This window comes from Metabacillus indicus (genome assembly GCF_046603695.1).
GTDB classification, from domain to species: Bacteria; Bacillota; Bacilli; order Bacillales; family Bacillaceae; genus Bacillus_P; species Bacillus_P indicus.
Window position 1 is genome coordinate 2,439,986 of sequence record NZ_CP176757.1, and the last position, 22,196, is coordinate 2,462,181.

The window sequence follows — 22,196 nt, forward strand, 5'->3', positions numbered from 1 at the left end:
CGGAATTCCGGGGGTTTTATCTATTTTGGCCATGATCAGCCTGACGTCGTTTGACTGTAATATACCTCTTCAAATGGCTGAACGACAACAAAGCCTTCACCTTCAAATTTCATCTGTATAGACTCTCCGCTCCCTCTCCCGAATAACGTTTTCAGCGAAATATCGGTAACAAACTCCGGAGTCAGTCCCCCTGACCAGGCAACCGTTGCATTCGGGTCGGTATAAACCGGATCACCCGGTTTGACAATCAGTGTCAGCGGTTCATAATGAGAGGTAATCGCAAGCATTCCCCTGCCTTCAAGCCGCACATTAAAAAGTCCTCCTGAGAGCATACCCGCAATCTTCCTCATCATTTTTATATCCCATGTGATGGAAGGCTCGAACGCAAGCAAATCATTGCCGTTTACAAAAATGGACTCTCCCTGCAGATTTATGATGGAAATCTTCTTTCCCTGGTCAGCTACATAAAGCTTTCCGGCTCCGGTCGCTTTCATAAGAGCCGTCCCCTCGCCTGTCAGCGCCTTTTTAAACATTTTCCCAAGGCCGTGCTCAAGAATTCCTTCACGTTCATATTTAATCTGACCGCGGTAGGAGACCATCGCTCCGGCTTTTGTCCAGACTTGGCCGTTCAAATTGATCTCAAGCAGCCTCTCGGTTTCAAGCTCAAACAGCCCCTGTCCTTTGTCCTGCTGCTCTGTTTTCTCCACAAACTCTTGAATGCTGTATCTGTTCATCGCTTATCCTCTCCCTTTTTCTGAAGCATGAACAGCCACAAAAATGAAAGTGACTGCTTTAATTCTGCTGAAAGTTTATGGACCATGTCCTCTGTAACTCCCCGTTTGTAAACACCCTGACTGTCGATCAATTCCCAGCCGTTTTCAAGCGCCAGTTTTTCAAATTCCCACGGCATCATGGTGTTGCAGATGACATCTTTTCCATACAGCCTCCCGTAGCTGTTTTCTCTGGGATGCGCTGTCGGTCCGAGAACTGCAATGCACAAATAGCCTTCCTTTTTAACAACCCTTTTTAATTCCTGTAATCCAGCCAGCGGATCGGCTGTCCATTCAAGGCAATTAATCGTCAGCAGTGCATCGGCCTCTCCGCCACCGAATGGCATTGACATGATATTTGCCTGTCTAAACTCAAGCCTGCCTTCTTTTTCGTGCTGCTTTGCAAGCCTGATCATTTCAAGGGACAAATCAGCTCCTGTCACCTTCATGCCCTCCTGCATTAAAAGGAACGACCCATAGCCGTCCCCGCAGCCGATATCAATAACCTTTGATCCTTCACTCACATATTTCTTGAAAAACGGGATGACCGTGCTTCTGCTGCCGGTATCCCACATTTCTTTGCTGCTCTTGTTCCAGAAGGCAGCCCGCTCGTCCCATTTTTTCTCTGCTTCTTTTTCCCAGTCATATGTATTTACCACTTGAATCAGCTCCAATTATCAGCATTCATTATACATTTCTAGGAAACCGCCGGAATTCCTCTCTGCGGAATAAAAGTCGGCAAAGAATAAAGACTAATGTAAGCAGAGATCTCTCTGTATGTGAAAGGAGTGCTTACAATGGAGAAGGAAACCTTTATTGCTGTTCAGAAAAACAGCGACGGCGATCTGTCCGCTTTTAAAACCTCTGGAGGCAGAATTCTTTCCTACGAACAGGCGCTTGCAGAAGCAGGAAGCGGCATGATTGAAGGTGTCAGCACCTTTAAAGGAAAAGGCGGCGGCACATATATCCGAAGCAACCCTGACAACACCAAAGCAAATAACCTTGACGCACTACCACAATTTTAGGAGGAATAGATAATGACAAAAAAATACAACAAACAAGGCAGCGCAAACGGCAACTCACCTGAAAAAGGACACTTCCAGGAAGAATTCGGCCAGGAAATCATCTCAGGAGACAACAGCAAGGGAAACAAACGCAACAAAGACCAGAAATCAAAGACTTCCGGGAAATAAGGATGATAAAACCAGCTGCCAAGGCAGCTGGTTTTCTATCTGCAAAGACTGTTTTAAGGCGTTGTTCGCAGGAAAAATTCCGTTCTCTTAATGGATGGAGTCTGTTTGTGGCGTCACTCAACGGAGTGGTGCCACTTTCTCCACGCTTGGAGCCTGTTTGTGGCGCAACTCGCCGGAGTGGTGCCACTTTTCTTCACCCATGAAGCCTGTTTGTGGCGTCACTCACAGGAATGACGCCACTTTTCTTCACCCATGAAGACTGTTTGTGGCGTCACTCACCGCAGTGGTGCCACTTTTCTTCACCCATGGAGCCTGTTTGTGGCGCAACTCAACGGAATGACGCCACTCCTGTTCACCCATGAAGCCTGTTTGTGGCGCAACTCACAGGAATGACGCCACTTTTCTTCACCCATGAAGACTGTTTGTGGCGTCACTCACCGCAGTGGTGCCACTTTTCTTCACCCATGGAGCCTGTTTGTGGCGCAACTCACCGCAGTGGTGCCACTTTTCTTCGCCCACAAAGCCTGTTTGTGGCGTCACTCGACGGAATGATGCCACTTTTCTTCACCCATGAAGCCTGTTTGTGGCGTCACTCGACGGAATGATGCCACTTTTCTCCACGCATGGAGCCTGTTTGTGGCGTCACTCACCGGAATGACGCCACTTTCTCCACGCTTGGAGCCTGTTTGTGGCGCAATTCACCGGAGTGCTGCCACTTTTCTTCGCCCACAGAGCATGTTTGTGGCGCAACTCACCGGAATGACGCCACTTTTCTTCACCGATGAAGACTGTTTGTGGCGTCACTCACCGGAGTGTTGCCACTTTTCTTCACCCATGAAGCCTGTTTGTGGCGCCACTCACCCGAGCGGCGCCTTTTTTTTCACGCTGAAACCAAAATATTTGGAGCCCTATTCTTCACGATCAGCCTGCTCATTTCTGCCCCTGTCAATCGTAATAGCCGCTGTTTCATTGTTCATATAGAGAGGGATTTGCATTTTGTCCCCGTTGTCATAGAATGCTTCATTGATGCCGTCATTGGCGCGTGATGTTTCTTCGCTTCCAAGGTAAGATGGATATTTTTTATCCTTCATCTTTCTCGCCTCCATTCAGGTATAGTATTTCCTGCCATAAAAAAAAATCTCCTGTTTCCAGGAGATTTTCATGATTATGCGCCAAGCTGTTCTGCTATGATGACACGCTCCACTGCTTCAATAGCTTCTTTTTCATCTTCGCCTTCGGCTGATACGGTAATGGTTGTACCTTTTCCAATGCCTAGTGACATTACACCCATAATTGATTTCAGGTTAACCTTGCGGCCGTTCGCTTCCAGGTTCACATCTGCTGTAAAAGAGTTGACTGCATTGACAAGAGATGTTGCAGGACGTGCATGTATGCCTGACTCGCTTGTAATTTCAAATTTCTTCTGCTGCATCTTTCTTTCCCCTCTCCTCATTCTACAAAGAAATATTATAATCGTTTTTGATCAAAAGGAAACTGTTTTTTAAGCAAGCTTAATGATTTCTTCATTTGTAATGTAGCTGTGCAGATAAATGGTGCAGATTTGCGTGTTCTTTTTTTCTACAATGATGGTGTTCTGAAGGGCATCTTTAATGAGAATCAGCCTTTCATGCTCGAAGTCCAGCAGTGATTCAAGCGTTTCAAGCTGGCTGCATGCCTGCAGAAAACGGTCATCGCTCATTTTTCGGTCTTTTTTAAAAATAACCTGCATGTTTCCAATGTTTGTTTTGTACACGTTTCCCACATCCCTTTACAAGTTATTCCACCTATAATTAAAATATCTGAAATTTCCGTAAAAATCTATAGGTAACTTGACGACAAATTTCCAATAGTGTATATTTAAATCATCATTTAGCTAATAGTTAGTGAAACATCGTTTTTCCAAACTTTGTTTGCGCATACATATTCGCTGATTGATAAAATATTTCCAGGTAGCAACACCTGTGCTACAGTATTAGGAGGATAAAGTACTATGCAAAACGGTAAAGTTAAATGGTTCAACAACGAAAAAGGTTTCGGTTTTATCGAAGTTGAAGGCGGAGACGATGTATTTGTACATTTCTCAGCTATCGAGGGAGACGGCTACAAGTCACTTGAAGAAGGCCAGGAAGTTTCTTTCGAAATCGTTGAAGGCAACCGTGGACCACAAGCTGCTAACGTAGTGAAACTATAATTACAAACGTACATTATAATTGATCATATACGAATGCAAGAAAGAGGCTGAGATATCTCAGCCTCTTTCTTTCGTTAAATCCTGGCTGACAATTAAAAATTCAACAGCCTTTAAGTTTTGCTTAAGCTTCCCTTCGATCCTTTTTACTTCAAACTGGTTAAAGACGCTGCCGTTTTTTGCCATGAACAAAAGCATATCTAAATCGCCATATATTTCGTAAAAAGCCTGCTTTATATCATCATTGATTTTGATTGTTGTTTTCATTGCTGTCACCCTCCCCTGCGGCATAGTCAAAAAGGTTCATCCTAATCTACAGTTATTCTTCAATAAAGAACAAAATCCTTCTTTTTAACGAATATTTATTTTAGAGAAATTTTCATCCAGTTTCTTTCGCCCTATTTTTTCGATGTATATTTTAAGAAGGTTGTCGAACGATAAAGGTGTGGAGGTGAGGACTTGGATCAAATTAATCACACAGGTCTTATCAGCGGTTTTAACAACTTAAAGCAGCTTGAAATGGCAGTTGCTGCTGCACAGAAAATGACGGGCTCGGCAACGATGAGCATGGATCCTGAAGCTATCCAAAACGCAGAAAAAGCTTTGCAGGATGCTAAAGCCATTTATCAGACAGCTGGTGAGACAGGCGTTGATCAGCCGTTTTTAAGCAATCAGAATGAGCTTTTGCTGCAGTGCGAGCATCAGCTTAATGAAGCGAAAAAATAAAAAAATCCGCTGAGTTCAGCGGATTTTTCTCTGTTTTTCTATACAAGTTTTTTGCCGTACTCCTTCATCTTTTGCCCTACTGTGCATTCTCCAATGCAAAATGCATGGGCTGCTTTTTTCCCGCGTTCTTTTCTGAAAAGTTTTTTGAGAAGACAGTCTGAGCAGTATGTATCATTCAGCTCATCAATCTCATGGACGATTTGTCTTTTGTCTCTCTCATTCATCTTGATCACCAGCCGTCCATTCACTTGCAACCTTTATGCCGCTGAGCCCCTGTCCTGCAAGTTTATCCGCCTCGGCATTTTCTTTTCTGGCGACAGGTACGCAGATTGGGCGGATGTTTCTCTTGTTAAGTGCTTTTTCTATTTTATCAAGCCAGCGGGAGTATGCTTCCTCGTAGCAGGGCCACTCTCCCGAAAGCTGATTGAGAACGACCTGCGAGTCTCCTTTAAACGTGACGTCCTGATGCTGCACGCCGAGCTCTTCAAGCTTTTGGACCAAAAAATAAAAGGCCATGTATTCTGCTTCATTGTTAGAAAGAGCCTCCGCCTTTTGACTGTATCTCATTCTTGATCGTTTACCGTTTATTGTATAGTAGATAACAGCTCCAAGGCCCGCTTCTTTTGAGAGCTTATTATAATTTCCGTCAAAAAAAGCTTCTACATCCGTTGGTTCATGCGCAACTTCGAGTCCCAGCTTCTTAAGTTCTTTAAGTGTCCATGAAGTGCCCCTGGAATCAATAAACTCAAGTGACTGGGCTCTGCCTGTTTTTTCGGCATCTTCTCCGATACTGATGGCAGTCTCAAGATCGGTCTCATCCGAACTGAACAGGACGCTCTGCTTTTTCGGGGTTTTGTACATCCACTGAATGTGATATTTCACCATTTTCACTCCTGACTTCATGGTTCGTGTTATCCTGTAGTCTTGCTTGTACCGGCAATTGTATTCAATGTGCTATAATCATATTCGGCTTAATGCATAGTAAGGGAAAAGTCTTCACAAAAAAACCTTCCTAAATTATATCAGCAAGGAGATTTTATATGCCAAACGAATTATTGTGGATCGGATTTGCATTCATTAATTTTATCATTGTTCTGCTATTTTATAAACTTTTCGGCAAGAGCGGATTATTTGTCTGGATCGGATTTTCGACCGTTGTAGCCAACCTTCAGGTAGTCAAAACGATCGAGATCTTCGGATTAACGGCCACGATGGGGAATATCATGTATGGTACTGCCTTTTTAGTGACCGACATCATCAATGAAAAATACGGGGAAAAAGAGGCCAAAAAAGCCGTCTGGCTGGGTTTTGCAACATTGATTTCCCTTACCGTCATTATGCAGGGTGTACTCATGTTCCAGCCTGATGAAACGGACTTTGCACAAGGGGCATTAAAGACGATTTTTGATATGATTCCCCGTATTGCCATCGGGAGCCTCGCAGCCTTTATTATCAGCCAGTATACAGATGTGGCAATTTACTCATGGCTCAGACGGAAGTTTCCATCTGACAGGCTGCTGTGGGTCAGGAATAACGGAAGCACGATGATCAGCCAGCTGCTTGACACCCTTATTTTCACATCAATTGCCTTTTTGGGCGTCTATCCGTTTGACATCTGGATTCAGATTTTCATCACGACTTATCTGATTAAATTTGTCGTTGCTATTATTGATACACCATTTGCGTATCTGGCCAAAAGAATAAAACCTGCGGAATGAGGAGAGGAAGAAATGATTGAAGTATATGTGGATGGTGCCAGTGCCGGAGACCCGGGCCCTTCCGGAGCAGGCATCTTCATAAAAGGGCATGGCAAGGGAGAGCAGTTTGCCGTGCCGCTTGGAACAATGACGAATCATGAAGCGGAGTATCATGCATTGATAAAAAGCCTTGAGATCTGCAGGGAGAAAGGGTTTTCCATCATTTCAGTCAGGACCGACTCCCAGCTTGTCGAGCGGGCTGTTGAAAAAGAGTATGTGAAGAACCCTTCCTTTGTACCGCTGCTCGAGAGAGTTCTTGAGCTGAAAAACGGATTTGATCTTTTTTTCATTAAATGGATTCCAAGCAAGCAGAACGCGGTTGCTGATGAGCTTGCGAGAAAAGCGATCCGGATGAATGGCAGTGATAAAGCATGAAGATTAAATCATCTCTCACAGCCGATCTCAGCCTGCTTCTTGTGGCATGCATTTGGGGGTCTACTTTTGTTATTGTTCAAAAAGCGATTCAGTTTATGCCCCCTCATTTTTTTAACGGCGTCCGGTTTTTCCTTGCTGCTTTGCTTGTCGCTTTGATTGGCAGGAAAATGACGCGTCTAGCTCCTTCGAAACGTTCAATTGCCGCCGGTGTCACATTGGGTCTGTTTCTCTTTCTCGGCTACGCTTTTCAGACAGTCGGCCTTTTGTATACGACTTCTTCTAAAGCAGGATTTATTACGGGCCTGAGCGTGATGATTGTTCCCCTGCTTTCCATATGGATCCTTAAGGAAGCGGCAAGGAAAACAGTTTATGCCGCAGCAGCGGTTGGCACAGCAGGTCTGTATTTTTTGACATTCAGCGGCTTTTCATCATTTAACCAGGGTGACTTGCTCGTTTTCTGCTGTGCTCTTGCCTTTGCCCTGCATATTTTGTTTACGGGAAGGTTCTCGGGACAGCACGATGCCTGGCTTTTGACCATCGTCCAATTATTTACCGTTTCTATTCTGAGTTTTTCAGCGTCAGGTCTTTTTGAAAATGTGCCGGATGCGGGAAAAATGCTGACAGCGGACGTGATGTTAGCCCTGTTTATTACAGCCTTTTTTGCAACAGCTTTTGCTTTTTTTGTCCAGACAAAGCTTCAGCAGTATACGACAGCATCCAGGGTTGCCCTCATATACGCATCAGAGCCTGTATTTGCAGCGCTGACTGCCTACTTCTTCGCAGGTGAGCGGCTCTCTTCAGCCGATATATTCGGCTGTGTGCTCATTCTATCTGCGATGCTGATGGCAGAATGGAAGCCAGCGCGAAAAAAAGAATCGATTGTTTCCCATTAAAAAAATCCCGGAGATCTCCGGGATTTTTCAATTTAAAATGTTCAGTTCCCTTGCAACCCGCAGCGCCTGGCTGCGATTTCTTGCCTTTTCTTTTGTCAGTCTTTCAAGAAGAGCGACAAAAAAAGCGCCGTCAAATTCTTTTTGTGCTTTTAATGTCAGCTCGATTGCAGCTATGACCAGCTTATCTTCTGCGCCAGTATAGTGCTTTCCAAATTCAATAAATCCGAGGGCATCTTCCTTAAAGTGAAATCCCTTATCCTGTAAATGCTGCAAATAATCTGTGACTGATTGTATCGTATGTAGCAAGCATACCCCGCCTTAGCATGTTCTAATAGCCAATATCCTTAATTTCATCAGATTGAAATGTGATAACCAGAGGATCTTTATTCTGTGCTTCCTTCAGCATTGCTTTTGCAACCGTTTTCGCATGTATAGGCTTCATCGCTTTTAGTTTGCCTATAAAGACAAAACCGAAAAGTTTAAACAGCCACTCACCCAGTTTTTCCCCCATCCGGAATTCCTGTCTGTCTCCAAGCAGAAGAGAGGGCCTGAACAGAATAACTGACGGAAGGCCAATGTTTCTGAGTGCATCCTCCATTTGTCCTTTTACCCGGTTATAGTAAAAGAGCGAATCTCTGTCAGCACCTATTGCAGAGACAGCCAGCACCCGTTTCACTCCCTGCAGTTTTGCAAGCTTTGCCGCCTCTACTGAATATTCGAAATCGACTTTATAGAAAGCTTCTTTAGATTTTGCTTTTTTCATGGTTGTCCCAAGACATATGAAGAGGTCATCCACCTCAAATTCACGTTTACTTGCTGAAAGATGATCAAAGTCGACGACGATGTTCTTATGCTTATCGTGTTTGCGGTCCAATGCTTTCCTTGTAACCGTCTTCACTTCTGAATAATGCTTTGATGAGAGCAGCAGCTCAAGCAGCTCCGTGCCGATGAGGCCGCTTGCCCCGACAATCATTGCTTTCTTCATGATTTGTCACTCCAATCTTCTTCGGATCATAAAGGAAACGGGATCAAAAACAAAGGGCTTGCTCCCGTTTTGGGGCCGGTTATGTAAAAGAGAAGAGAGGTCATATTGCCTCTCTGGAATTCAATGCATCTGATAAAAAGGTATGAAGCCCTCTAAGCTCCATTTCTTCAATTAACCGTGCAGCACGGCTGTGCTCTGCATCAAATACAGCTTCTTCAAGGGTGCATTCAACAGGTACATCGCACGCAATTTCTGCAAGCCGCCTTGAAAGATGAAGCATGTCCAAATCCTGCTCAATCTTTGACCGCTGGGCTTTCGTCAGCTCTTCAAGCCGCTCAAGCAGAACATCGATTGACTTGTACTTTGCAATCAGCTTGTAGGCCGTTTTCTCTCCGATGCCTTTCACTCCGGGATAGTTATCGCTGCTGTCGCCCATGAGTCCTTTCACATCCACAAGATGAGCTGGAAGAATGCCCGTTTCTTCTGTAAAGAAATCCGGCGTATACACTTTATATTGGCCAATTCCCTTCTGCATTAGAACGACCTGTATGTTTTCATCAAGCAGCTGCAGAAGATCGCGGTCGCCCGTCAGAATGGAAATATTCATTTCAGCAGAATAAAGCTTTGCAATGGTCCCGATGCAGTCATCCGCTTCATACCCGACAAGGCCGACATTCGGAATGTTAAAAGCTTCTGCAGCCTTTTTGGCAAGGTCAAATTGCGGAAGCATTTCAACAGGAGCTTCCGGACGGTTGGCTTTATAGTGATCAAAAAGCTCTGATCTGTATGTTTTGCTGCCCATATCCCAGCAGCAGATGACATGGGTCGGCTGAAAATGTTTAACGGAAGCGAGCAGATGCTTCAGGAAGCCGTTTACTGCATTTGTCGGCACGCCCTTGCTGTTTATCATAAAGTTGCCGTAAACGCTTGTGGCGTAGAAAGCTCTGAATAAGAGAGCCATGCCGTCAACGATCAGCAAATGTTCTTTTTTGTTATTCATATAGAGATCAAACTCCTATTCTAATAAATACGCTGTCTCTATCATACCATAATTATGTCCGCGGGAAGAAAGGGAAAAACATGAAAAGGGCCGTTCTATAGAACGGCCCCCTGCTTTATTACTTCTCTTTTTTGCTGTTCATTTTTTTCACTTCAGTTTCTGCGTATGAAGCGAATTCTTCATTATAGCCCTTTGCATTGTTGTTGCGCTGTGCGTTGGCATTCCCTTTTTTCGTTTTTCCCAAAGCTGACACCTCTTTTCAGTTAGGTTAGCTTTAGTATCTTCAGGGAACAGCTGCCTGACACGAAGAAGTTATTGGCTGTCCTGGCCGAACTTTCTTAGCACATATTCTTTGACCATTTCCTCTGTAACATGCTGTCTCGTTGGAATGATGCCCTGTTTTGCAAGTTCGTTGATCTCAGCTGTGACTTCATTTATGCCATTCACTGAAAAAGGCTTGGATTGTCTGCACTGCATAACCGCTTTTTCAATCAGCGCCTCTCTTTTCTCCTCTAATGCCGCAAACTTTGTAACGATGGCATTTTGCTTTTTGCTGTGTGCCGTAATGGCTTCATGTACGTTGCTCATCTTGTTGATCTCCTCTTTTTTTCATTAGTTTTTTTACTGATTCCTTTGGACTCCAGCAATCAAAGGAATAATCAGGTTTTGTTTCAAATCCGAGCCGGCTGCAGCGGTAAATCATCCGCCCTTCAGCCCGGAAGCTTTGAAAGTGTATGCAGGAGGCGCATACCTGATAGGGTGACTTCATGACTTGACACCCGTTGCAGAAAGAATCTTCTCAAGCATCTCATTACTCCGCTCATAGGCCGAGACATCCTCAAGCGTGTATGCTGACAAAAGCGCCTCATAGAATGACTCTGTCTGAATGACAAGATTTCCGGTTAGCTCTTTGCTTGCTTCCCTAAGTTTTTCTCCATAATAAGCCTTAAACTGCTTTTCGCTCTCTGTCAGCTGAATTGAAACAGGAAGTGCAAGCTTTTCCTGAAGCTCTTCGCTTATTTGCTTTTTCTCGTTTTTCTCAAAAAAAGCCTTCGTATTTTTAAATTTCTTCAGCGGCTGTTTTTCTTCATTTGTTACATGTTCTTTCAAAGACGTTCTGATTTTAGGTGTCTCAATCTTCTGTAAATCCGGCATGGAAGTCCGGAGCTGTCCATTGTGCATCAGCATTTCTCTTGCCGCCTGTTTGAAAGCATCAGATAAAAGACTGTGCACGTACTTTTCAAGCCTCAGAGTAACAGCCTGCAATTCCTGCAGAACATAAAACTGAAGGGACGCAAGGAGATCCTGATAGCAATCTTCCAATACTTCTTTCGGGGATTTGGAACCGCCAAATGCTCCCGGATGAAAGGCTTCTTTGAACAGATCCGGGAACCTGAGCATCGTCCGCTGCTTCACATAGAACAGCTGCTCTTTCACTTCCTGCTCCAGCTGTTTCTCCCTGAGATTTTGCGTTTCCGCATTCAGCATGGACAGCACCTTTTCTCTTTGAGCTGTCAGCGTTTTTATTTCCAGTTCTCTTTTCTCCTGATCGCTGTCTGCTGCATCAAGGACCGACTGCAGCTGCTGCTTTGCAATCGAAAGCTCAAGCTTTGCAGACTGAATCATGGAGGCAGAAAGATCGTGGTTCATAAAGTGATGGAATTCCTCTTTCATCACCCCGAATTCAGACTGGAGAGGATCTGCCGTTTTAGCAAGTTCCTGCATGCTTGATATCCCGTAAAGACGGGGATGCCGTATCTCGTGAGTCAAAAGCTGGTCCCGGATATAGTCTTTCACCAGCTCAATTTCTTCATTGCTTCCTGCAAGGTCAATGGCATTGATGATAAAAAACATTTTATCCATTGAGAAGGTGTCTTTCACCCTTCCTAGCTGCTTAAGAAACTCTCTGTCCCCTTTTGAAAACGGATGGTTATAATAGGTGACAAACAAGATGGCGTCAGCATTTTTAATGTAATCGAATGCGACTTCGGTGTGCCTTGAGTTAAAGGAATCCGCTCCCGGAGTATCGACGATCGTAATTCCGCTTTGCGTCAGCGGGCTGTCAAAATAAATGACAACTTCTTCAACCATGCACGCTTTTTCTTCATTGGCCACGTAGTCTTTATATTCTTTCCTGCTTGCAGCAATCGTTTTGCCGCTGATTGAATCGATCACAGTCAATGCCTTTTGATAAAGGGGCAAAAGAGACTTAAGCCTCTCGCTGTCCCCTTTCATGACAGCAAGCTTCTTACGGGCATCCTCTGCTGAAACTGCCTCTATGGAGAAAATATCTGCAATTTCCTCCAGAAATGCACGTTCAGTTTTAAATTTCACTTCAATCAGCCCGTGCGGTTTATCCATTGCAGGAGGTTTGATTTTATTTATTGCAGCCGTTGTCGGCGTTGGTGATGAAGGCAAGAGCTTTTCACCTAGCAGGGCATTTGCAAATGATGATTTACCTGCGCTGAATGCTCCAAACAGGGCAACAGTAAATGACTTGTTCTGAAGGGACTCTGCTTTTGTCCTCAGGGATGCTGATAGCTGCTGAAAGCCCGGAATGCCGGTCAGTACATTTGATGCTGCAGCAATCTGGTCTGCAAAATAAGCCTGATCAGCTGTTTGATCCTGAACATGTGTCTTTTCAGCAGATTCCTTCTCTATTTTCCGGCTGACGGACTGCTTTTGCTCAAGCGTTCCTTCTGAAGCCGTTTTTTCCGGATGCTCCGTTATCCACTCAGCAAGGTCAAGGTCAGGAAGCTTTTCCTGTGCGGCAAGCTCCATCACGTCATTTTTCAGCTGTTCAAATCCAATCAGTCTGCGGTACAGTTCGTTTAACGCCTCAAGTTTCTCTGTTCGCTTTGATACGTCTGAGAACAATGCTTGAAGCTCGGCATCGTTTTGATTTTTCACATGCTGTTCCATCTGTTCAATGAGAGGCAGCACCTGTTTTTTTGCGTCTTTTTTTACTGAATCACTTAAATCATTGGAGTAGGTGAGCGTATATTGCGCGTTGGCCGTAGCCCCTTTTTGAACGGAACTATGCAGAAGTGCAGCATCTGTCTTGATTGAAAAATCCTGAAGCATCTGCAGAAAATCAGGGCTGCTGATCTCATGCTCTGCTGCTTTTTTCTTCAGCAGTTCATTCACGTGCCAGGCAATTTGAGACTGCAAATGGGCTGAAATGTCCTCAAACAGTTCCGTTTCCCGTTTTTTCTGTTCCTCTGCTGTTTTTGCTTTTGAGAAGAACAGCCCCACTTTAAATCCCGGCAGTGACGCTTCAATAAACCGTTCAGCCTTTGACCTTGTCTCGAATGGAATCAGATTGGCATTTTTAAGAATATAGTCCAGCTGATCACGCAAGTCTGCTGAAACAGAGCTGATGCTGTCAGAAAGATTCTTTAATGCAGCCTGGGATGTGTCCAGTTCTTTTTGAACACTGCCGATTTGCGAGAGAAGTTCATCTGCTGAAATCTCCTTCAATTCAAGATCTTCTTCCTTTTGGCCGAGATAGTCTGAAGATAATGAGATCAGCGTGTTTTGGGCATTCTCTTGTACAAGACCCTCTTTAGTGATCATTTGACTTACGAGTTTTTTTATGGAAGAAAGCTGATTATGCTCATGTTCTAAAGCCGTAAGGGACGTATAGAAAACATGGTCTGAAGGCAGTCCCGCTGCCTCGAACGTCATTTCAATCTGAGCCCTGAATGCAGAGAAGGCCACTTCCTCTTCCCTGTGTTTATCAACTTGATTCACAATTAAATAGATCTGTTTGCCTTTATGTATCATTTCGTGGACAAATGCCACATTTTCTTCGGATTGAACGTGATTGTAATCTGTCACATAAAACACTAAATCTGCTAGATGCAGAGCGGATTCGGTCGCCATGCGGTGAGCGGCATCCGTGGAATCAATTCCAGGCGTGTCCATGATCACAACGTTTTCCTGAAGAGACGAATACTCATCTTTTATCTCGATTTTTAAGACCTCATTGCCCTGCCTGCAATAGTCCTTCACTTGCTGAATGGAGTAGGAACCCTTCAGCTTGATCAGGTTTCCTTTCGTGTCATGCAGGATGACAGATTTTTCACCCTTTTGAAGCAGCACGACATTTGCACTTGTCGGAATTGGGCTTGTCGGCAGTACCTCTTCACCGATCAGCATGTTGATCATCGTTGATTTTCCTGCTGAGAAATGGCCTGTAAAAGCAATGTGCTTCGTATTTTTTTGAATTTTATAGAACAGCTCGATCAATTTATCGGCTGTTTCAGGTTCATCCTGTATTTTATTCCATACAGCAGCCGTTCTTGGAAGCAGATGCTGTTTTAACGTTTTCGTACTCATTCCCTAAACCCCTTTGCCTGGCGTATATTGCTATTTTACTTGATTTTTTGCCTTTTTCCCATCCTATTATGAGAATCTTTAAATAGTTACGCCGTAAAATGAAACTTTTTCCAGATAAAAACGTAAAAAAGACAAACTTTTATTAAAAATATGGTTGAAAAATTACAATAAATACGTAAAATAATCAATGATAACAGATGGCCGCACGGCCGGAAGGTGGGTATTTTCTTGTTACTTGGAAAAGTACTGTGCAAATTTGGAGTAGGATCTGCCAAAATTGATCTTGTCCTGAAAAAAGATACATACCGCATTGGCGATATGATTAAAGGTGAATACGTTATAAAAGGCGGATTTGCTGAACAGCGCCTGAAGAGGGTAGAGTCGGATCTCGTGCAGACGCATTCAGTGAATGACACGGAAAGGGTTATCAACACAAGAACCATTCTTTCTTCCGCTGTCATTTCAGCACAGGAAGAAAAAACGATGAATTTTTGTTTTGAGCTCCCTCCTTCCCTGCTGCCGACAGACAGCCACATTTCCTATAAATTTATTACCCGTCTAATCTTTACTGACGGCATCAGCAGCGTTGACCACGATGAAGTCATTATTCAGCCAGGCTGAACCTTTTAAAATCAGAAAATGCAGTCCGGATGCGGACTGCATTTTTTCAATGTCACGAAAATAGAATAACAAATTAATCCTCGTCCAGCTCCAGCGCCTAGATCCTCTGTCAGAACAAATCCGTCAAAAAAGGCGGGAACCGGACTTTTCCGCCGGATTCTTATCTGCCTATCGGATCTGAGCAAGGCGCTTCCGCTTTTGATCTTTAAAACTCCTTTGATGAGAACGGCAGAAAGAATTTAACTCCGCGCCTGTTAAAAGGAAGAATTTTCATATCTGCAATCAGATGACTCGCATACCCTGCAGTACCTGCGTAAAAAGCTCCCTGAAGCCCTGTTGCCTGTTCAAATTGTGAGGCTATAACTGCGAAAAACAAAAGCCCGGCAATACTGTGCGTATAGCTTCTGTGAGGGACAAAAGAAGCTATGATCATAAAGATGCCAAGCAGAATGACCCATGTTTCCTGCAGGGAAAAACCTCCTGCGGCAATTCCCGCCCCTGTCATCGTCAGCATATGCCTCTGCCTGATAAAAGCAGACAACACAATGATCGCTGCTCCTGCTCCCATGCCAGTCCAGATTTCATTTCCCTTTCCTTGAAAAAAACTGTACATAATCATTAGAAATCCCGCGATCTGTGCGACACTGCGGATAAAATGATGTGAAAATGTCAGTCTGTTTCTCAGCTTGCCGTCAATATCAGCATCAGGCATTAAGGCTGTGAGTCCTCCGAGCGCAGATAAAATGAGCGTCGCTTCCAGATCCGCCCCGACTGCACTCGCTGCGCCGAAACCTGCTGCCGCTCCTATCGCCATATGTGATGTTCCATCCATGCTGTACTTTCTCTCCTTTAATGTTCATCCCTACATTCTAATACAAAAAAGCCCTGCTGAGAGGACTTATGGGGAAAATCATTCTTTTAGCTTACACAAACGCATATTTACAGGTTCTTTCTAACGGCTGCATACCGAATTTGCAGGGTAATAAACGTCATAGCTGCTGGAACAGTCAGAGCAAGTGATGCTGGAAAGATAAACCGCTGGATGATGACCGACTCCTGCATTAAAAAGACAGACGCAATAGTGAGCAGTATGAGGAAACAGGCAATCGATCCAAACCAGTTTTTCATCACGGCATATTTTTCTGCTTTAGATTCATCCTCTGTATGAATAGGCGGAGTTCCCTCTTCTGCTGAAAAAACATGGACGCTTCCATTTGATGTAACAGGCTCCCAGCCCGCAGCTCTGAAAACGTCATAATACTCTTCAGCTCCATCCCCCTTTACATTCTGATAGTCAAGGCTGTAAATCAGATGTCGAGGATTGGATTTTTTAAGCGTATAGCCCATGAAGGAGAATTTTTCAAGCACCCAACCCTTTTGGGCCATTTTACTGAGTTTTTTCATTTCCCGTTCTTCTGCAAAAGCCAGACCTGCCGAAGGCATATATCTTCTTTTCGCCATTGATCAGACCTCCTTATTTTTCTTAAAAGCATCCATTCCATGTGCAGCCATCCTCTGTCTGCGGCCTATCTCGAGCTCCAGGAGTTTTCGGCCCTTTTCCGTTGCTTTGTAAACTTTCCGTCTGTCGTCCTGACTGGCAGAAAGGGAAATCATTTCAGCGTCAAGCAGTTTTTTGGTCAGTGTATAAAGTGTAGCAGGGCCTATTATAAACTCTCCGCCTGTCAGTTCTTCTATATGTTTCATAATGAGATACCCGTGCTTTTCTTCAAGCAAAGATAAAACAATGTAATAAGCGGGGTCTGTAAGCTGTTCCATTTCCATCATCGCATTTCTCGGCAATGTATCACCTCTTTATATCATGTATCAATATATCGTTTAATGATATATCTATTAATAATATAATAATGGCATATCCTGTTTGCTGTCAATCTTTTCTAATCAAAAAAAAAGAATCCCCGGCTGGAGATTCTTTTTATCATTAGAATGTATGAGCAAGGTCTTTCGCGCGTGCGATTCCGTCTTCTTTGATTTGCTGAGCTTTGTCAGGCATTGCTGCATGTCCTTCAATGAACAGGCCTTCGAATGAAGGAACACCGAAGAACTGCATCATGATGCCGAGGTAGCGGTGCCCCATTTCCATTTCAGCAGCAGGGCCTGTTGAGTAGATGCCTCCGCGCGCCTGAATGTGAAGAGCTTTTTTGTCTGTCAGCAATCCGACTGGTCCCTGTTCTGTATATTTAAACGTTTTGCCTGCAACAGCGACAGATTCAAGATACGCTTTCATAACAGGAGGGAAAGAGAAGTTCCAAAGAGGTGTGACGAAAACATATTTGTCAGCTGAAATGAATTGTTCGCTCAGCTCAGACAGGCGTCCGACCTTTGCTTTTTCTTCCGCTGAAAGTTCTTCAAAGCCTTTTCCGGTCTGCAGTTTTCCCCAGCCGCTGAAAACATCTGCATCGATATGCGGGATGTTTTCTTTATAAAGATCAATGTGAACAACCTCATCGCCTGAATTTGCTTTTTTGTACTCATCTAGAAATGCTTTTCCTGCAGCCATACTGAAAGACGCTGTATCGTCGTGCGGATGCGCAGTGATGTATAAAACTTTTGACATGGTAGTCACCTTTCCTTTTTTAAAAGTTTGATCCCGTTTTATTATTGATTAAATCCATGTGATTAAAACAATAATTTAAGAATCTTTAAATTGAATATCTTCAATTCGAGATAATAATATCGAATCCGGCGAATTTTGTCAAACAAAAAGCTTACAGAAATATTATCAGCCGCATTCTCTCATACTAAAGACAGAAAGGATGGAGAGAAATGACAGAATTTCCGATTATCCATACAAATTTCTGGGATGCGGTCATTGCCGTTCCTGCCGTTATCATATTGACTCAAATCGCGAAGCTGCTCTTTAAGATTCCCCCGCATTTTGTCCCTACTTCCGCAGGATTTACCGGTTTGCTGATCGGCATTTTCATCAGCCATCCCAACCATTTTTCAACAGGGCTGTTTATGGGTTGTTTTTACGGAAGTGCTGCTGTCGGAGCATATTCCTCTCTTAAAACTTCGCTGAAAGCTTATCGCAGGTATGAAAAAAAGACATAAAAAAAACTGCCGAATCAGGCAGCATGAGGTTAAGAAGCAGTATTCACTTTTTTTAATATGTAGCCCATCAGTGTGCTGTAGGCCAAAACCGTTCCTAATACGAGTGTCATTTCCATCGTCTCACACAACCTTTTCACTGAGAATGATTATTACCTTCACTCTACCACGAATGAAAATCATTTTCAACAGGGATTTATGTGCACGGATTAAAATGAGGTGTTCATTCGTTCTATTTGCGGCATCTATGCTTAAATTATGCCCAATTGAAACTGTTATTCCTCCCCTTTTCGGGGGACAAATCTCTTTTTCCATGAAAACGTTTCGTCGTAATCTGCCGTATGTTCTGCAAGGGCTCTTTCTTCAGCGGGAATTCTAATGGACAGAATGACTGCGTTAAGCAGGGTAAAGGTCACAGCTGTGGCATATGCCTGAAAAAGAATCGGCAGAAACAGGATTTCAACGGCAACAACAAGGTAATTCGGATGCCTCATATATTTGTACGGTCCTTTTGCCACAACTTCGAGATCAGGGACAATGATAATTTTTGTATTCCAGTATGGCCCGAGACTGAACACAGCCCAATAGCGGATGATTTGCGTGAAAACAATAATCGGCAGAATAACCATCCATAGCGGGGAGAGCTGTTTATCAAAAAGCTGCACTTCCATAAGAAAGGAGAGCAAAAACAAGCTGTGGAGCGCTACAATCCACGGATAATGACTTTTGCCGTGTTCTTGCCCACCAAGATTCAGCATGCGTTTTTCGTTTCGTTTTGCCAGCACAAGTTCACTCAGCCGCTGAAGGATCATAATCGTCAAAAACAAGCCGAATATCATGAAACCCGCTCCCATTCCGCAAGAAGAAGTTCTGCGCAAAACCCCGGACCGAGTGCTGCAATTATGCCCAGATCTCCAGGGTTTATGCGTCCGTTTGTCATGTACTCGTCAATCACATACATTACCGTTGCAGACGACATATTTCCGTGCTGTCTTAAAACATTCTTAGATATGGACAGCTGCTCCTCGGTGAACCCGAGACTTGCCTGATACGCATCAAGCACTTTCTTTCCTCCGGGATGGGCAAGGAAATGCTGAATGCTTCCGAGTGAAACCCCCTCATCAGCAAGGTAATTCTCCACCGTACCCTTCAGCCAGTTTCTGATAATAGCTGGTATGTCTCTTGAAAAAATAACATAGAATCCGTTGTTTTTAATTTCCCAGCCCATCACATCTTCCGAATCTCTCATAAACACCGAGCGTGTCGAACGTGTTTTAGGAAGGACAGAAAGAGCGGATAAATGAGCAAGATCAGCGTTTTCTCCGGCAAGAAGAGTACATGCAACCCCGTCTGCAAACAGGGAAGTTCCGATAAAATTGCTTTTGGACAGATCGTCATGCTGAAAGGTCAGGCTGCAGAGCTCGACACAGACAACAATGACTTTCGCGTCCGGATAAGCCTTGCAGTAGTCATGAGCCCTCGACAGGCCTGATGCGCCGCCTGCACACCCCAGGCCCCAGATAGGCACTCGTTTCACTGATTCTTTGAACGGGAGATTGTTGATGATTTTGGCATCAATACTCGGGGTAGAAATCCCGGTGCTCGAGACAAAGAAGATCGCGTCAATTTCTTCGCAGCCAACCTCTCTTTTTAAACAGGCGCGGTTTTGCAGGCAGCTGATAATCGCCTCCGTTCCAAGAGCCACAGCCGCCTCAATGTATGTATTGTTTTTTTCCTCAAAGGTGTGCTGAGTCCTGTACCAGCTGATGTCTTTAACAAATTGCCGGGATTCTATGTCGCCATTTTTAAAAGCAGGCAGAAGCCGGTTAATATCTTTAAACGTTCCTTCAAAGAGTTCTTTTGCAAATTCTACAGTCGCGTCCTGCTGCATCCTGTTTTCCGGTATGCTCTTGCCGACTGATAAAAGATAGGCCATCCCATCCACCTCATTTTATTCTTGTAACGGTTACTTTTTCCAAATAAAGGAGGTTTTATGTAATGACCGGCAAAAAAAAAGCTCTTCCCTGATCAGGGAAAAGCAACGTTTTAAAGGAGTTGTTGTTGTGCTCTTTTATTATATCGCGAAAAACGGGTTTGAACAGACATGTTTGGATGGAAATTTTTAAAAGAAGTACGCCATATGAATTTCATCGTCGTATTTCCCGTTCAGAATTGCCTGTTCACGCTGTACTCCCTCAATTGCAAAGCCGTATTTTTCATAAAGCTTTACCGCTACTTCATTGGAAGCAAAAACCGTCAGGCAAAGCTTATGGAGGTTGTTCTTTCTGCACCAGTCAAGTGTTGCACTCATGACCTCCTTGCCGATGCCGAGGCCCTGCGCAGAATCTGTAAGCCACGTCCGGAACAGGCCGGTATGTCTTTTCATTTGAAGCTCTCCCCGCAGAACTCTTGCGATGCCGACAACCTTCCCCTGCATTTCAACACCGAGATAAAAGTTATCTTTTTCTTTTAATTCTTTAATAAATGCTTTTTCTTCTTGGAGGGAACGCGGACTTTCTTTTTGTATGTACGTCCCCGAATCAATGATGCTCTGTACAGATTCAATTATGTCTGCCGCATCCTCTTCCCTTACAGGCCTCAGCGTAATCTGTTCTCCATTTTTTGCAGTAAAAACCGTTTTGTCATCTTGAGTAATCATTGAAGTTCAGCTCCTTGACGTTAGTATATCTCTGCGCTCAAGAAGTAACACATTATACAGGCTGTTTCACGATTTTTCAAATGACAAGTACTCCCCGTCCGCGCAAATACGCTTCTACATCTACAAATGAGTCTGCTTCAATATAGGCAATTCCCTTTTTTTCAAGCAGACCGCACAGCGCGTCCTTTGCGAAGGTTACATCTGCAAAGGCTGCAGGATGGGAATCAGGTTCGCTGTCTCCGTAAAAGTAAACCGCATCATAGGTTTCTTTCAGTTTCTGAATGACTTTTGATTTATCAATTCCATATCGCTCTGAATAGCTCCAGTCATTTTTATCAATTTCCAGATGAATATTTTTGCTTTTAAAATGGCCTTTATTTGAGATGATCTCGACGTTTTCTGCGCCAAGCGCGTCAAAAATGTGCTTAATATAATAATCTGTTCCTGCACTGAGGATATAAAAATCACCGCCGTTTTTTTGGACACGTTCAATAAAAGGGCCGATATAATTGTCCAGCGGCAATGTCAGAATGGTTTTAATCAGTTCTTCCTCTTCAAGGTGAATAGAGGTGAATATTCGGCTTAAAAAGTCAATATCCAGCATCTCCCCCCGCTTCCACTGCTTGAACAGCGCTTCTCCTTCAGGGAAAAGTTCCTCAATAACAAGGTGATAAAAATCTTTCTTGGAGATTGTCCCGTCAAAATCAGACACGAATGCCCATGTTTTCATTGTTAATCCTCCATTGATTTAATTTTTCCATCTGGAAATATATAGGTTTCTCTCTTCATATCATGTAGTAATTGCTTTTAACTACTCACATCAAAGGAGAGACACATGAAGAAATTATTCGTTATTTTCACCGCCGCGCTATTTATCTTTTTCGGCGCAGGCATCAGCAAAACAGAGGCAGCAGGCAGTGACTTTATTATTATTAACAAGTCCAAAAATCAGCTGGCCTTTTATAAGAACAGCAAGCTCAGCAGCGTGTTTAAAGTGGCAACCGGCAAAAAGCCATCCTACACCCCTGAAGGAACCTTTAAAGTGGTCAGCAAAATTGTAAACAGACCATACTACAAGCTTGGCATTCCCGGCGGCGACTCGCGCAACCCTCTTGGAAACCGCTGGCTTGGCATCAACGCAAGAGGCACATGGGGCACAACGTATGCCATACACGGGAACAATAATCCCAGCTCCATCGGGCAGTACATCAGCAACGGATGCATCAGAATGTATGATAATGAAGTGGAATGGCTGTACAGCCAGGTTAAAATGAATACACCTGTTATCATAACATCTTCCGGCAGTTCATTTGATGCCATTGCCTCATCAAAAGGGTTTAAGGTGAGCGGCAGCAAAGCAGTATCATCTAAACCATCCGGATTTACGGGACAAAATCTGAAAAAAGGCAGCCGGGGAAGCGAAGTCAAACATCTCCAGCAGCTTCTTACCTCCAAAGGGTTCGACACCCGCGGCATTGATGGGATCTTCGGAAGCAATACCGATAAAGCAGTGAGGTCTTTCCAAAAGAGCAAAAAGCTTTCAGCAGACGGCATAGTCGGTCCGGCTACAAGAAAAGCCCTCAGTATGTATTAAGAAAAGCCATACCCTGAAGATATTC

The 22,196-nt window shown here is 43.9% G+C and carries 32 protein-coding genes; 10 read left to right on the forward strand and 22 right to left on the reverse strand.

Annotated elements, in window-relative coordinates; genetic code table 11:
- Nucleotides 1–35: 35 nt before the first annotated feature.
- Both ACK1LH_RS12320 and ACK1LH_RS12325 read right to left on the reverse strand, forming a co-directional pair.
- Nucleotides 36–734, reverse strand: a complete 699-nt coding sequence (locus ACK1LH_RS12320; protein ID WP_029280426.1) for an AIM24 family protein — start codon at nucleotides 732–734, stop codon at nucleotides 36–38.
- Entirely contained in the window at nucleotides 731–1,429 is a 699-nt protein-coding gene (locus ACK1LH_RS12325; RefSeq protein WP_235728210.1) for a class I SAM-dependent methyltransferase, read from the reverse strand. Before ACK1LH_RS12325 ends, ACK1LH_RS12320 begins: the two co-directional genes overlap by 4 nt.
- A 138-nt stretch (nucleotides 1,430–1,567) precedes the next feature.
- Between ACK1LH_RS12325 and ACK1LH_RS12330 the strand changes: the two genes are divergently transcribed.
- Both ACK1LH_RS12330 and ACK1LH_RS12335 read left to right on the forward strand, forming a co-directional pair.
- On the forward strand, nucleotides 1,568–1,795 hold the full coding sequence (locus tag ACK1LH_RS12330; protein WP_029566002.1) for a DUF3892 domain-containing protein: 228 nt from the start codon (nucleotides 1,568–1,570) through the stop codon (nucleotides 1,793–1,795).
- 12 nt (nucleotides 1,796–1,807) lie between these two features.
- Complete coding sequence (locus tag ACK1LH_RS12335) at nucleotides 1,808–1,963, forward strand: hypothetical protein (protein ID WP_168713766.1); 156 nt, start codon at nucleotides 1,808–1,810, stop codon at nucleotides 1,961–1,963.
- A 908-nt stretch (nucleotides 1,964–2,871) separates the two neighbouring features.
- On the opposite strand, the gene ACK1LH_RS12340 is transcribed toward ACK1LH_RS12335, so the two are convergent.
- The 3 genes from ACK1LH_RS12340 to ACK1LH_RS12350 form a co-directional block, all read right to left on the reverse strand.
- The gene (locus ACK1LH_RS12340; RefSeq protein WP_029280420.1) at nucleotides 2,872–3,054 is read right to left on the reverse strand and encodes a hypothetical protein; all 183 of its coding nucleotides are present in this window, start codon (nucleotides 3,052–3,054) and stop codon (nucleotides 2,872–2,874) included.
- A 74-nt stretch (nucleotides 3,055–3,128) separates the two neighbouring features.
- The gene (locus ACK1LH_RS12345; protein ID WP_029566003.1) at nucleotides 3,129–3,395 is read right to left on the reverse strand and encodes a phosphocarrier protein HPr; all 267 of its coding nucleotides are present in this window, start codon (nucleotides 3,393–3,395) and stop codon (nucleotides 3,129–3,131) included.
- Nucleotides 3,396–3,464: 69 nt separating this feature from the next.
- A complete protein-coding gene (locus tag ACK1LH_RS12350; RefSeq protein WP_029280417.1) occupies nucleotides 3,465–3,716 on the reverse strand; it encodes a hypothetical protein in 252 nt (83 codons plus the stop codon).
- A 237-nt stretch (nucleotides 3,717–3,953) separates the two neighbouring features.
- Between ACK1LH_RS12350 and cspD the strand changes: the two genes are divergently transcribed.
- Complete coding sequence (gene cspD, locus ACK1LH_RS12355) at nucleotides 3,954–4,154, forward strand: cold-shock protein CspD (RefSeq protein ID WP_029280415.1); 201 nt, start codon at nucleotides 3,954–3,956, stop codon at nucleotides 4,152–4,154.
- 57 nt (nucleotides 4,155–4,211) lie between these two features.
- Here cspD and ACK1LH_RS12360 read toward each other — a convergent pair whose 3' ends face one another.
- Nucleotides 4,212–4,418 carry a hypothetical protein gene (locus tag ACK1LH_RS12360; protein WP_029280413.1) on the reverse strand — a complete coding sequence of 69 codons (207 nt, stop codon included), beginning with the start codon at nucleotides 4,416–4,418 and terminating at the stop codon, nucleotides 4,212–4,214.
- A gap of 192 nt (nucleotides 4,419–4,610) precedes the next feature.
- On the opposite strand from ACK1LH_RS12360, the gene ACK1LH_RS12365 reads away from it, so the two are divergent.
- Nucleotides 4,611–4,877 carry a DUF2564 family protein gene (locus ACK1LH_RS12365; RefSeq protein ID WP_029280411.1) on the forward strand — a complete coding sequence of 89 codons (267 nt, stop codon included), beginning with the start codon at nucleotides 4,611–4,613 and terminating at the stop codon, nucleotides 4,875–4,877.
- A 38-nt stretch (nucleotides 4,878–4,915) separates the two neighbouring features.
- Here the strand turns inward: ACK1LH_RS12365 and ACK1LH_RS12370 are convergent, their stop codons facing one another.
- Complete coding sequence (locus ACK1LH_RS12370) at nucleotides 4,916–5,101, reverse strand: zinc-finger domain-containing protein (protein WP_029280409.1); 186 nt, start codon at nucleotides 5,099–5,101, stop codon at nucleotides 4,916–4,918.
- Complete coding sequence (locus ACK1LH_RS12375; RefSeq protein WP_029566005.1) at nucleotides 5,094–5,759, reverse strand: reverse transcriptase-like protein; 666 nt, start codon at nucleotides 5,757–5,759, stop codon at nucleotides 5,094–5,096. The genes ACK1LH_RS12370 and ACK1LH_RS12375 overlap by 8 nt, the downstream gene beginning before the upstream one ends.
- 158 nt (nucleotides 5,760–5,917) lie before the next feature.
- On the opposite strand from ACK1LH_RS12375, the gene ACK1LH_RS12380 reads away from it, so the two are divergent.
- Genes ACK1LH_RS12380 through ACK1LH_RS12390 form a run of 3 tightly spaced genes read left to right on the forward strand, consistent with a single transcriptional unit; the run spans nucleotide 5,918 to nucleotide 7,902 of the window.
- Nucleotides 5,918–6,595 carry a queuosine precursor transporter gene (locus ACK1LH_RS12380; protein ID WP_029280405.1) on the forward strand — a complete coding sequence of 226 codons (678 nt, stop codon included), beginning with the start codon at nucleotides 5,918–5,920 and terminating at the stop codon, nucleotides 6,593–6,595.
- A gap of 12 nt (nucleotides 6,596–6,607) precedes the next feature.
- Nucleotides 6,608–7,009 carry a reverse transcriptase-like protein gene (locus ACK1LH_RS12385; protein ID WP_029280403.1) on the forward strand — a complete coding sequence of 134 codons (402 nt, stop codon included), beginning with the start codon at nucleotides 6,608–6,610 and terminating at the stop codon, nucleotides 7,007–7,009.
- Nucleotides 7,006–7,902, forward strand: coding sequence for a DMT family transporter (locus ACK1LH_RS12390; RefSeq protein WP_411333219.1), 897 nt, complete (start codon nucleotides 7,006–7,008; stop codon nucleotides 7,900–7,902). Before ACK1LH_RS12385 ends, ACK1LH_RS12390 begins: the two co-directional genes overlap by 4 nt.
- A gap of 27 nt (nucleotides 7,903–7,929) precedes the next feature.
- On the opposite strand, the gene ACK1LH_RS12395 is transcribed toward ACK1LH_RS12390, so the two are convergent.
- From ACK1LH_RS12395 to ACK1LH_RS12420, 6 genes are all read right to left on the reverse strand, one after another.
- On the reverse strand, nucleotides 7,930–8,208 hold the full coding sequence (locus ACK1LH_RS12395; RefSeq protein ID WP_411333220.1) for a DUF6123 family protein: 279 nt from the start codon (nucleotides 8,206–8,208) through the stop codon (nucleotides 7,930–7,932).
- Nucleotides 8,209–8,230: 22 nt separating this feature from the next.
- Nucleotides 8,231–8,887, reverse strand: a complete 657-nt coding sequence (locus ACK1LH_RS12400; protein WP_411333221.1) for an NAD(P)H-binding protein — start codon at nucleotides 8,885–8,887, stop codon at nucleotides 8,231–8,233.
- A 100-nt stretch (nucleotides 8,888–8,987) separates the two neighbouring features.
- On the reverse strand, nucleotides 8,988–9,887 hold the full coding sequence (locus tag ACK1LH_RS12405) for a 5'-3' exonuclease (RefSeq protein ID WP_029280397.1): 900 nt from the start codon (nucleotides 9,885–9,887) through the stop codon (nucleotides 8,988–8,990).
- A gap of 118 nt (nucleotides 9,888–10,005) precedes the next feature.
- Nucleotides 10,006–10,131 carry a hypothetical protein gene (locus ACK1LH_RS12410; RefSeq protein WP_087946327.1) on the reverse strand — a complete coding sequence of 42 codons (126 nt, stop codon included), beginning with the start codon at nucleotides 10,129–10,131 and terminating at the stop codon, nucleotides 10,006–10,008.
- 68 nt (nucleotides 10,132–10,199) lie between these two features.
- Nucleotides 10,200–10,475 (reverse strand): YpbS family protein, encoded by a 276-nt coding sequence (locus ACK1LH_RS12415; RefSeq protein WP_411333222.1) that lies wholly within the window; start codon nucleotides 10,473–10,475, stop codon nucleotides 10,200–10,202.
- Nucleotides 10,476–10,652: 177 nt separating this feature from the next.
- Entirely contained in the window at nucleotides 10,653–14,228 is a 3,576-nt protein-coding gene (locus ACK1LH_RS12420) for a dynamin family protein (protein ID WP_411333223.1), read from the reverse strand.
- 228 nt (nucleotides 14,229–14,456) lie between these two features.
- Here ACK1LH_RS12420 and ACK1LH_RS12425 point away from each other — a divergent pair, with 228 nt between their 5' ends.
- A complete protein-coding gene (locus ACK1LH_RS12425; RefSeq protein ID WP_029566009.1) occupies nucleotides 14,457–14,849 on the forward strand; it encodes a sporulation protein in 393 nt (130 codons plus the stop codon).
- A 205-nt stretch (nucleotides 14,850–15,054) separates the two neighbouring features.
- Here ACK1LH_RS12425 and ACK1LH_RS12430 read toward each other — a convergent pair whose 3' ends face one another.
- The 4 genes from ACK1LH_RS12430 to ACK1LH_RS12445 all read right to left on the reverse strand — a co-directional run bounded on the left by ACK1LH_RS12430 (nucleotide 15,055) and on the right by ACK1LH_RS12445 (nucleotide 17,424).
- On the reverse strand, nucleotides 15,055–15,681 hold the full coding sequence (locus tag ACK1LH_RS12430; RefSeq protein ID WP_411333224.1) for a metal-dependent hydrolase: 627 nt from the start codon (nucleotides 15,679–15,681) through the stop codon (nucleotides 15,055–15,057).
- Between the two features lie 107 nt (nucleotides 15,682–15,788).
- Nucleotides 15,789–16,310, reverse strand: a complete 522-nt coding sequence (locus ACK1LH_RS12435; RefSeq protein WP_051827261.1) for a DUF2812 domain-containing protein — start codon at nucleotides 16,308–16,310, stop codon at nucleotides 15,789–15,791.
- Nucleotides 16,311–16,313: 3 nt separating this feature from the next.
- On the reverse strand, nucleotides 16,314–16,649 hold the full coding sequence (locus tag ACK1LH_RS12440; RefSeq protein WP_029280384.1) for a PadR family transcriptional regulator: 336 nt from the start codon (nucleotides 16,647–16,649) through the stop codon (nucleotides 16,314–16,316).
- A gap of 139 nt (nucleotides 16,650–16,788) precedes the next feature.
- Nucleotides 16,789–17,424 (reverse strand): FMN-dependent NADH-azoreductase, encoded by a 636-nt coding sequence (locus ACK1LH_RS12445; RefSeq protein ID WP_411333225.1) that lies wholly within the window; start codon nucleotides 17,422–17,424, stop codon nucleotides 16,789–16,791.
- A gap of 209 nt (nucleotides 17,425–17,633) precedes the next feature.
- On the opposite strand from ACK1LH_RS12445, the gene ACK1LH_RS12450 reads away from it, so the two are divergent.
- Entirely contained in the window at nucleotides 17,634–17,921 is a 288-nt protein-coding gene (locus ACK1LH_RS12450) for a hypothetical protein (RefSeq protein WP_411333226.1), read from the forward strand.
- Between the two features lie 272 nt (nucleotides 17,922–18,193).
- Here the strand turns inward: ACK1LH_RS12450 and ACK1LH_RS12455 are convergent, their stop codons facing one another.
- The 4 genes from ACK1LH_RS12455 to ACK1LH_RS12470 form a co-directional block, all read right to left on the reverse strand.
- Nucleotides 18,194–18,754, reverse strand: coding sequence for an isoprenylcysteine carboxyl methyltransferase family protein (locus tag ACK1LH_RS12455; protein WP_411335097.1), 561 nt, complete (start codon nucleotides 18,752–18,754; stop codon nucleotides 18,194–18,196).
- A complete protein-coding gene (locus tag ACK1LH_RS12460) occupies nucleotides 18,754–19,854 on the reverse strand; it encodes a type III polyketide synthase (protein WP_411333227.1) in 1,101 nt (366 codons plus the stop codon). Before ACK1LH_RS12460 ends, ACK1LH_RS12455 begins: the two co-directional genes overlap by 1 nt.
- Before the next feature lie 186 nt (nucleotides 19,855–20,040).
- Nucleotides 20,041–20,577 (reverse strand): GNAT family N-acetyltransferase, encoded by a 537-nt coding sequence (locus ACK1LH_RS12465; protein WP_029566014.1) that lies wholly within the window; start codon nucleotides 20,575–20,577, stop codon nucleotides 20,041–20,043.
- Nucleotides 20,578–20,653: 76 nt separating this feature from the next.
- Complete coding sequence (locus ACK1LH_RS12470; RefSeq protein ID WP_029566015.1) at nucleotides 20,654–21,307, reverse strand: MtnX-like HAD-IB family phosphatase; 654 nt, start codon at nucleotides 21,305–21,307, stop codon at nucleotides 20,654–20,656.
- A 105-nt stretch (nucleotides 21,308–21,412) separates the two neighbouring features.
- On the opposite strand from ACK1LH_RS12470, the gene ACK1LH_RS12475 reads away from it, so the two are divergent.
- A complete protein-coding gene (locus ACK1LH_RS12475; protein ID WP_411333228.1) occupies nucleotides 21,413–22,171 on the forward strand; it encodes a L,D-transpeptidase family protein in 759 nt (252 codons plus the stop codon).
- Nucleotides 22,172–22,196: the final 25 nt, after the last annotated feature.

Coding starts and splice junctions, on each gene's coding strand:
- ACK1LH_RS12345 (WP_029566003.1), bottom strand. CDS start 3,395: ATGCAGCAGAAGAAATTTGAAATTACAAGCGAGTCAGGCATACATGCA.
- ACK1LH_RS12400 (WP_411333221.1), bottom strand. CDS start 8,887: ATGAAGAAAGCAATGATTGTCGGGGCAAGCGGCCTCATCGGCACGGAG.
- ACK1LH_RS12415 (WP_411333222.1), bottom strand. CDS start 10,475: ATGAGCAACGTACATGAAGCCATTACGGCACACAGCAAAAAGCAAAAT.
- ACK1LH_RS12335 (WP_168713766.1), top strand. CDS start 1,808: ATGACAAAAAAATACAACAAACAAGGCAGCGCAAACGGCAACTCACCT.
- ACK1LH_RS12360 (WP_029280413.1), bottom strand. CDS start 4,418: ATGAAAACAACAATCAAAATCAATGATGATATAAAGCAGGCTTTTTAC.
- ACK1LH_RS12475 (WP_411333228.1), top strand. CDS start 21,413: ATGAAGAAATTATTCGTTATTTTCACCGCCGCGCTATTTATCTTTTTC.
- ACK1LH_RS12430 (WP_411333224.1), bottom strand. CDS start 15,681: ATGGATGGAACATCACATATGGCGATAGGAGCGGCAGCAGGTTTCGGC.
- ACK1LH_RS12445 (WP_411333225.1), bottom strand. CDS start 17,424: ATGTCAAAAGTTTTATACATCACTGCGCATCCGCACGACGATACAGCG.
- ACK1LH_RS12435 (WP_051827261.1), bottom strand. CDS start 16,310: ATGGCGAAAAGAAGATATATGCCTTCGGCAGGTCTGGCTTTTGCAGAA.
- ACK1LH_RS12470 (WP_029566015.1), bottom strand. CDS start 21,307: ATGAAAACATGGGCATTCGTGTCTGATTTTGACGGGACAATCTCCAAG.
- ACK1LH_RS12370 (WP_029280409.1), bottom strand. CDS start 5,101: ATGAATGAGAGAGACAAAAGACAAATCGTCCATGAGATTGATGAGCTG.
- ACK1LH_RS12460 (WP_411333227.1), bottom strand. CDS start 19,854: ATGGCCTATCTTTTATCAGTCGGCAAGAGCATACCGGAAAACAGGATG.
- ACK1LH_RS12390 (WP_411333219.1), top strand. CDS start 7,006: ATGAAGATTAAATCATCTCTCACAGCCGATCTCAGCCTGCTTCTTGTG.
- ACK1LH_RS12380 (WP_029280405.1), top strand. CDS start 5,918: ATGCCAAACGAATTATTGTGGATCGGATTTGCATTCATTAATTTTATC.
- ACK1LH_RS12385 (WP_029280403.1), top strand. CDS start 6,608: ATGATTGAAGTATATGTGGATGGTGCCAGTGCCGGAGACCCGGGCCCT.
- cspD (WP_029280415.1), top strand. CDS start 3,954: ATGCAAAACGGTAAAGTTAAATGGTTCAACAACGAAAAAGGTTTCGGT.
- ACK1LH_RS12450 (WP_411333226.1), top strand. CDS start 17,634: ATGACAGAATTTCCGATTATCCATACAAATTTCTGGGATGCGGTCATT.
- ACK1LH_RS12420 (WP_411333223.1), bottom strand. CDS start 14,228: ATGAGTACGAAAACGTTAAAACAGCATCTGCTTCCAAGAACGGCTGCT.
- ACK1LH_RS12405 (WP_029280397.1), bottom strand. CDS start 9,887: ATGAATAACAAAAAAGAACATTTGCTGATCGTTGACGGCATGGCTCTC.
- ACK1LH_RS12340 (WP_029280420.1), bottom strand. CDS start 3,054: ATGAAGGATAAAAAATATCCATCTTACCTTGGAAGCGAAGAAACATCA.
- ACK1LH_RS12320 (WP_029280426.1), bottom strand. CDS start 734: ATGAACAGATACAGCATTCAAGAGTTTGTGGAGAAAACAGAGCAGCAG.
- ACK1LH_RS12330 (WP_029566002.1), top strand. CDS start 1,568: ATGGAGAAGGAAACCTTTATTGCTGTTCAGAAAAACAGCGACGGCGAT.
- ACK1LH_RS12465 (WP_029566014.1), bottom strand. CDS start 20,577: ATGATTACTCAAGATGACAAAACGGTTTTTACTGCAAAAAATGGAGAA.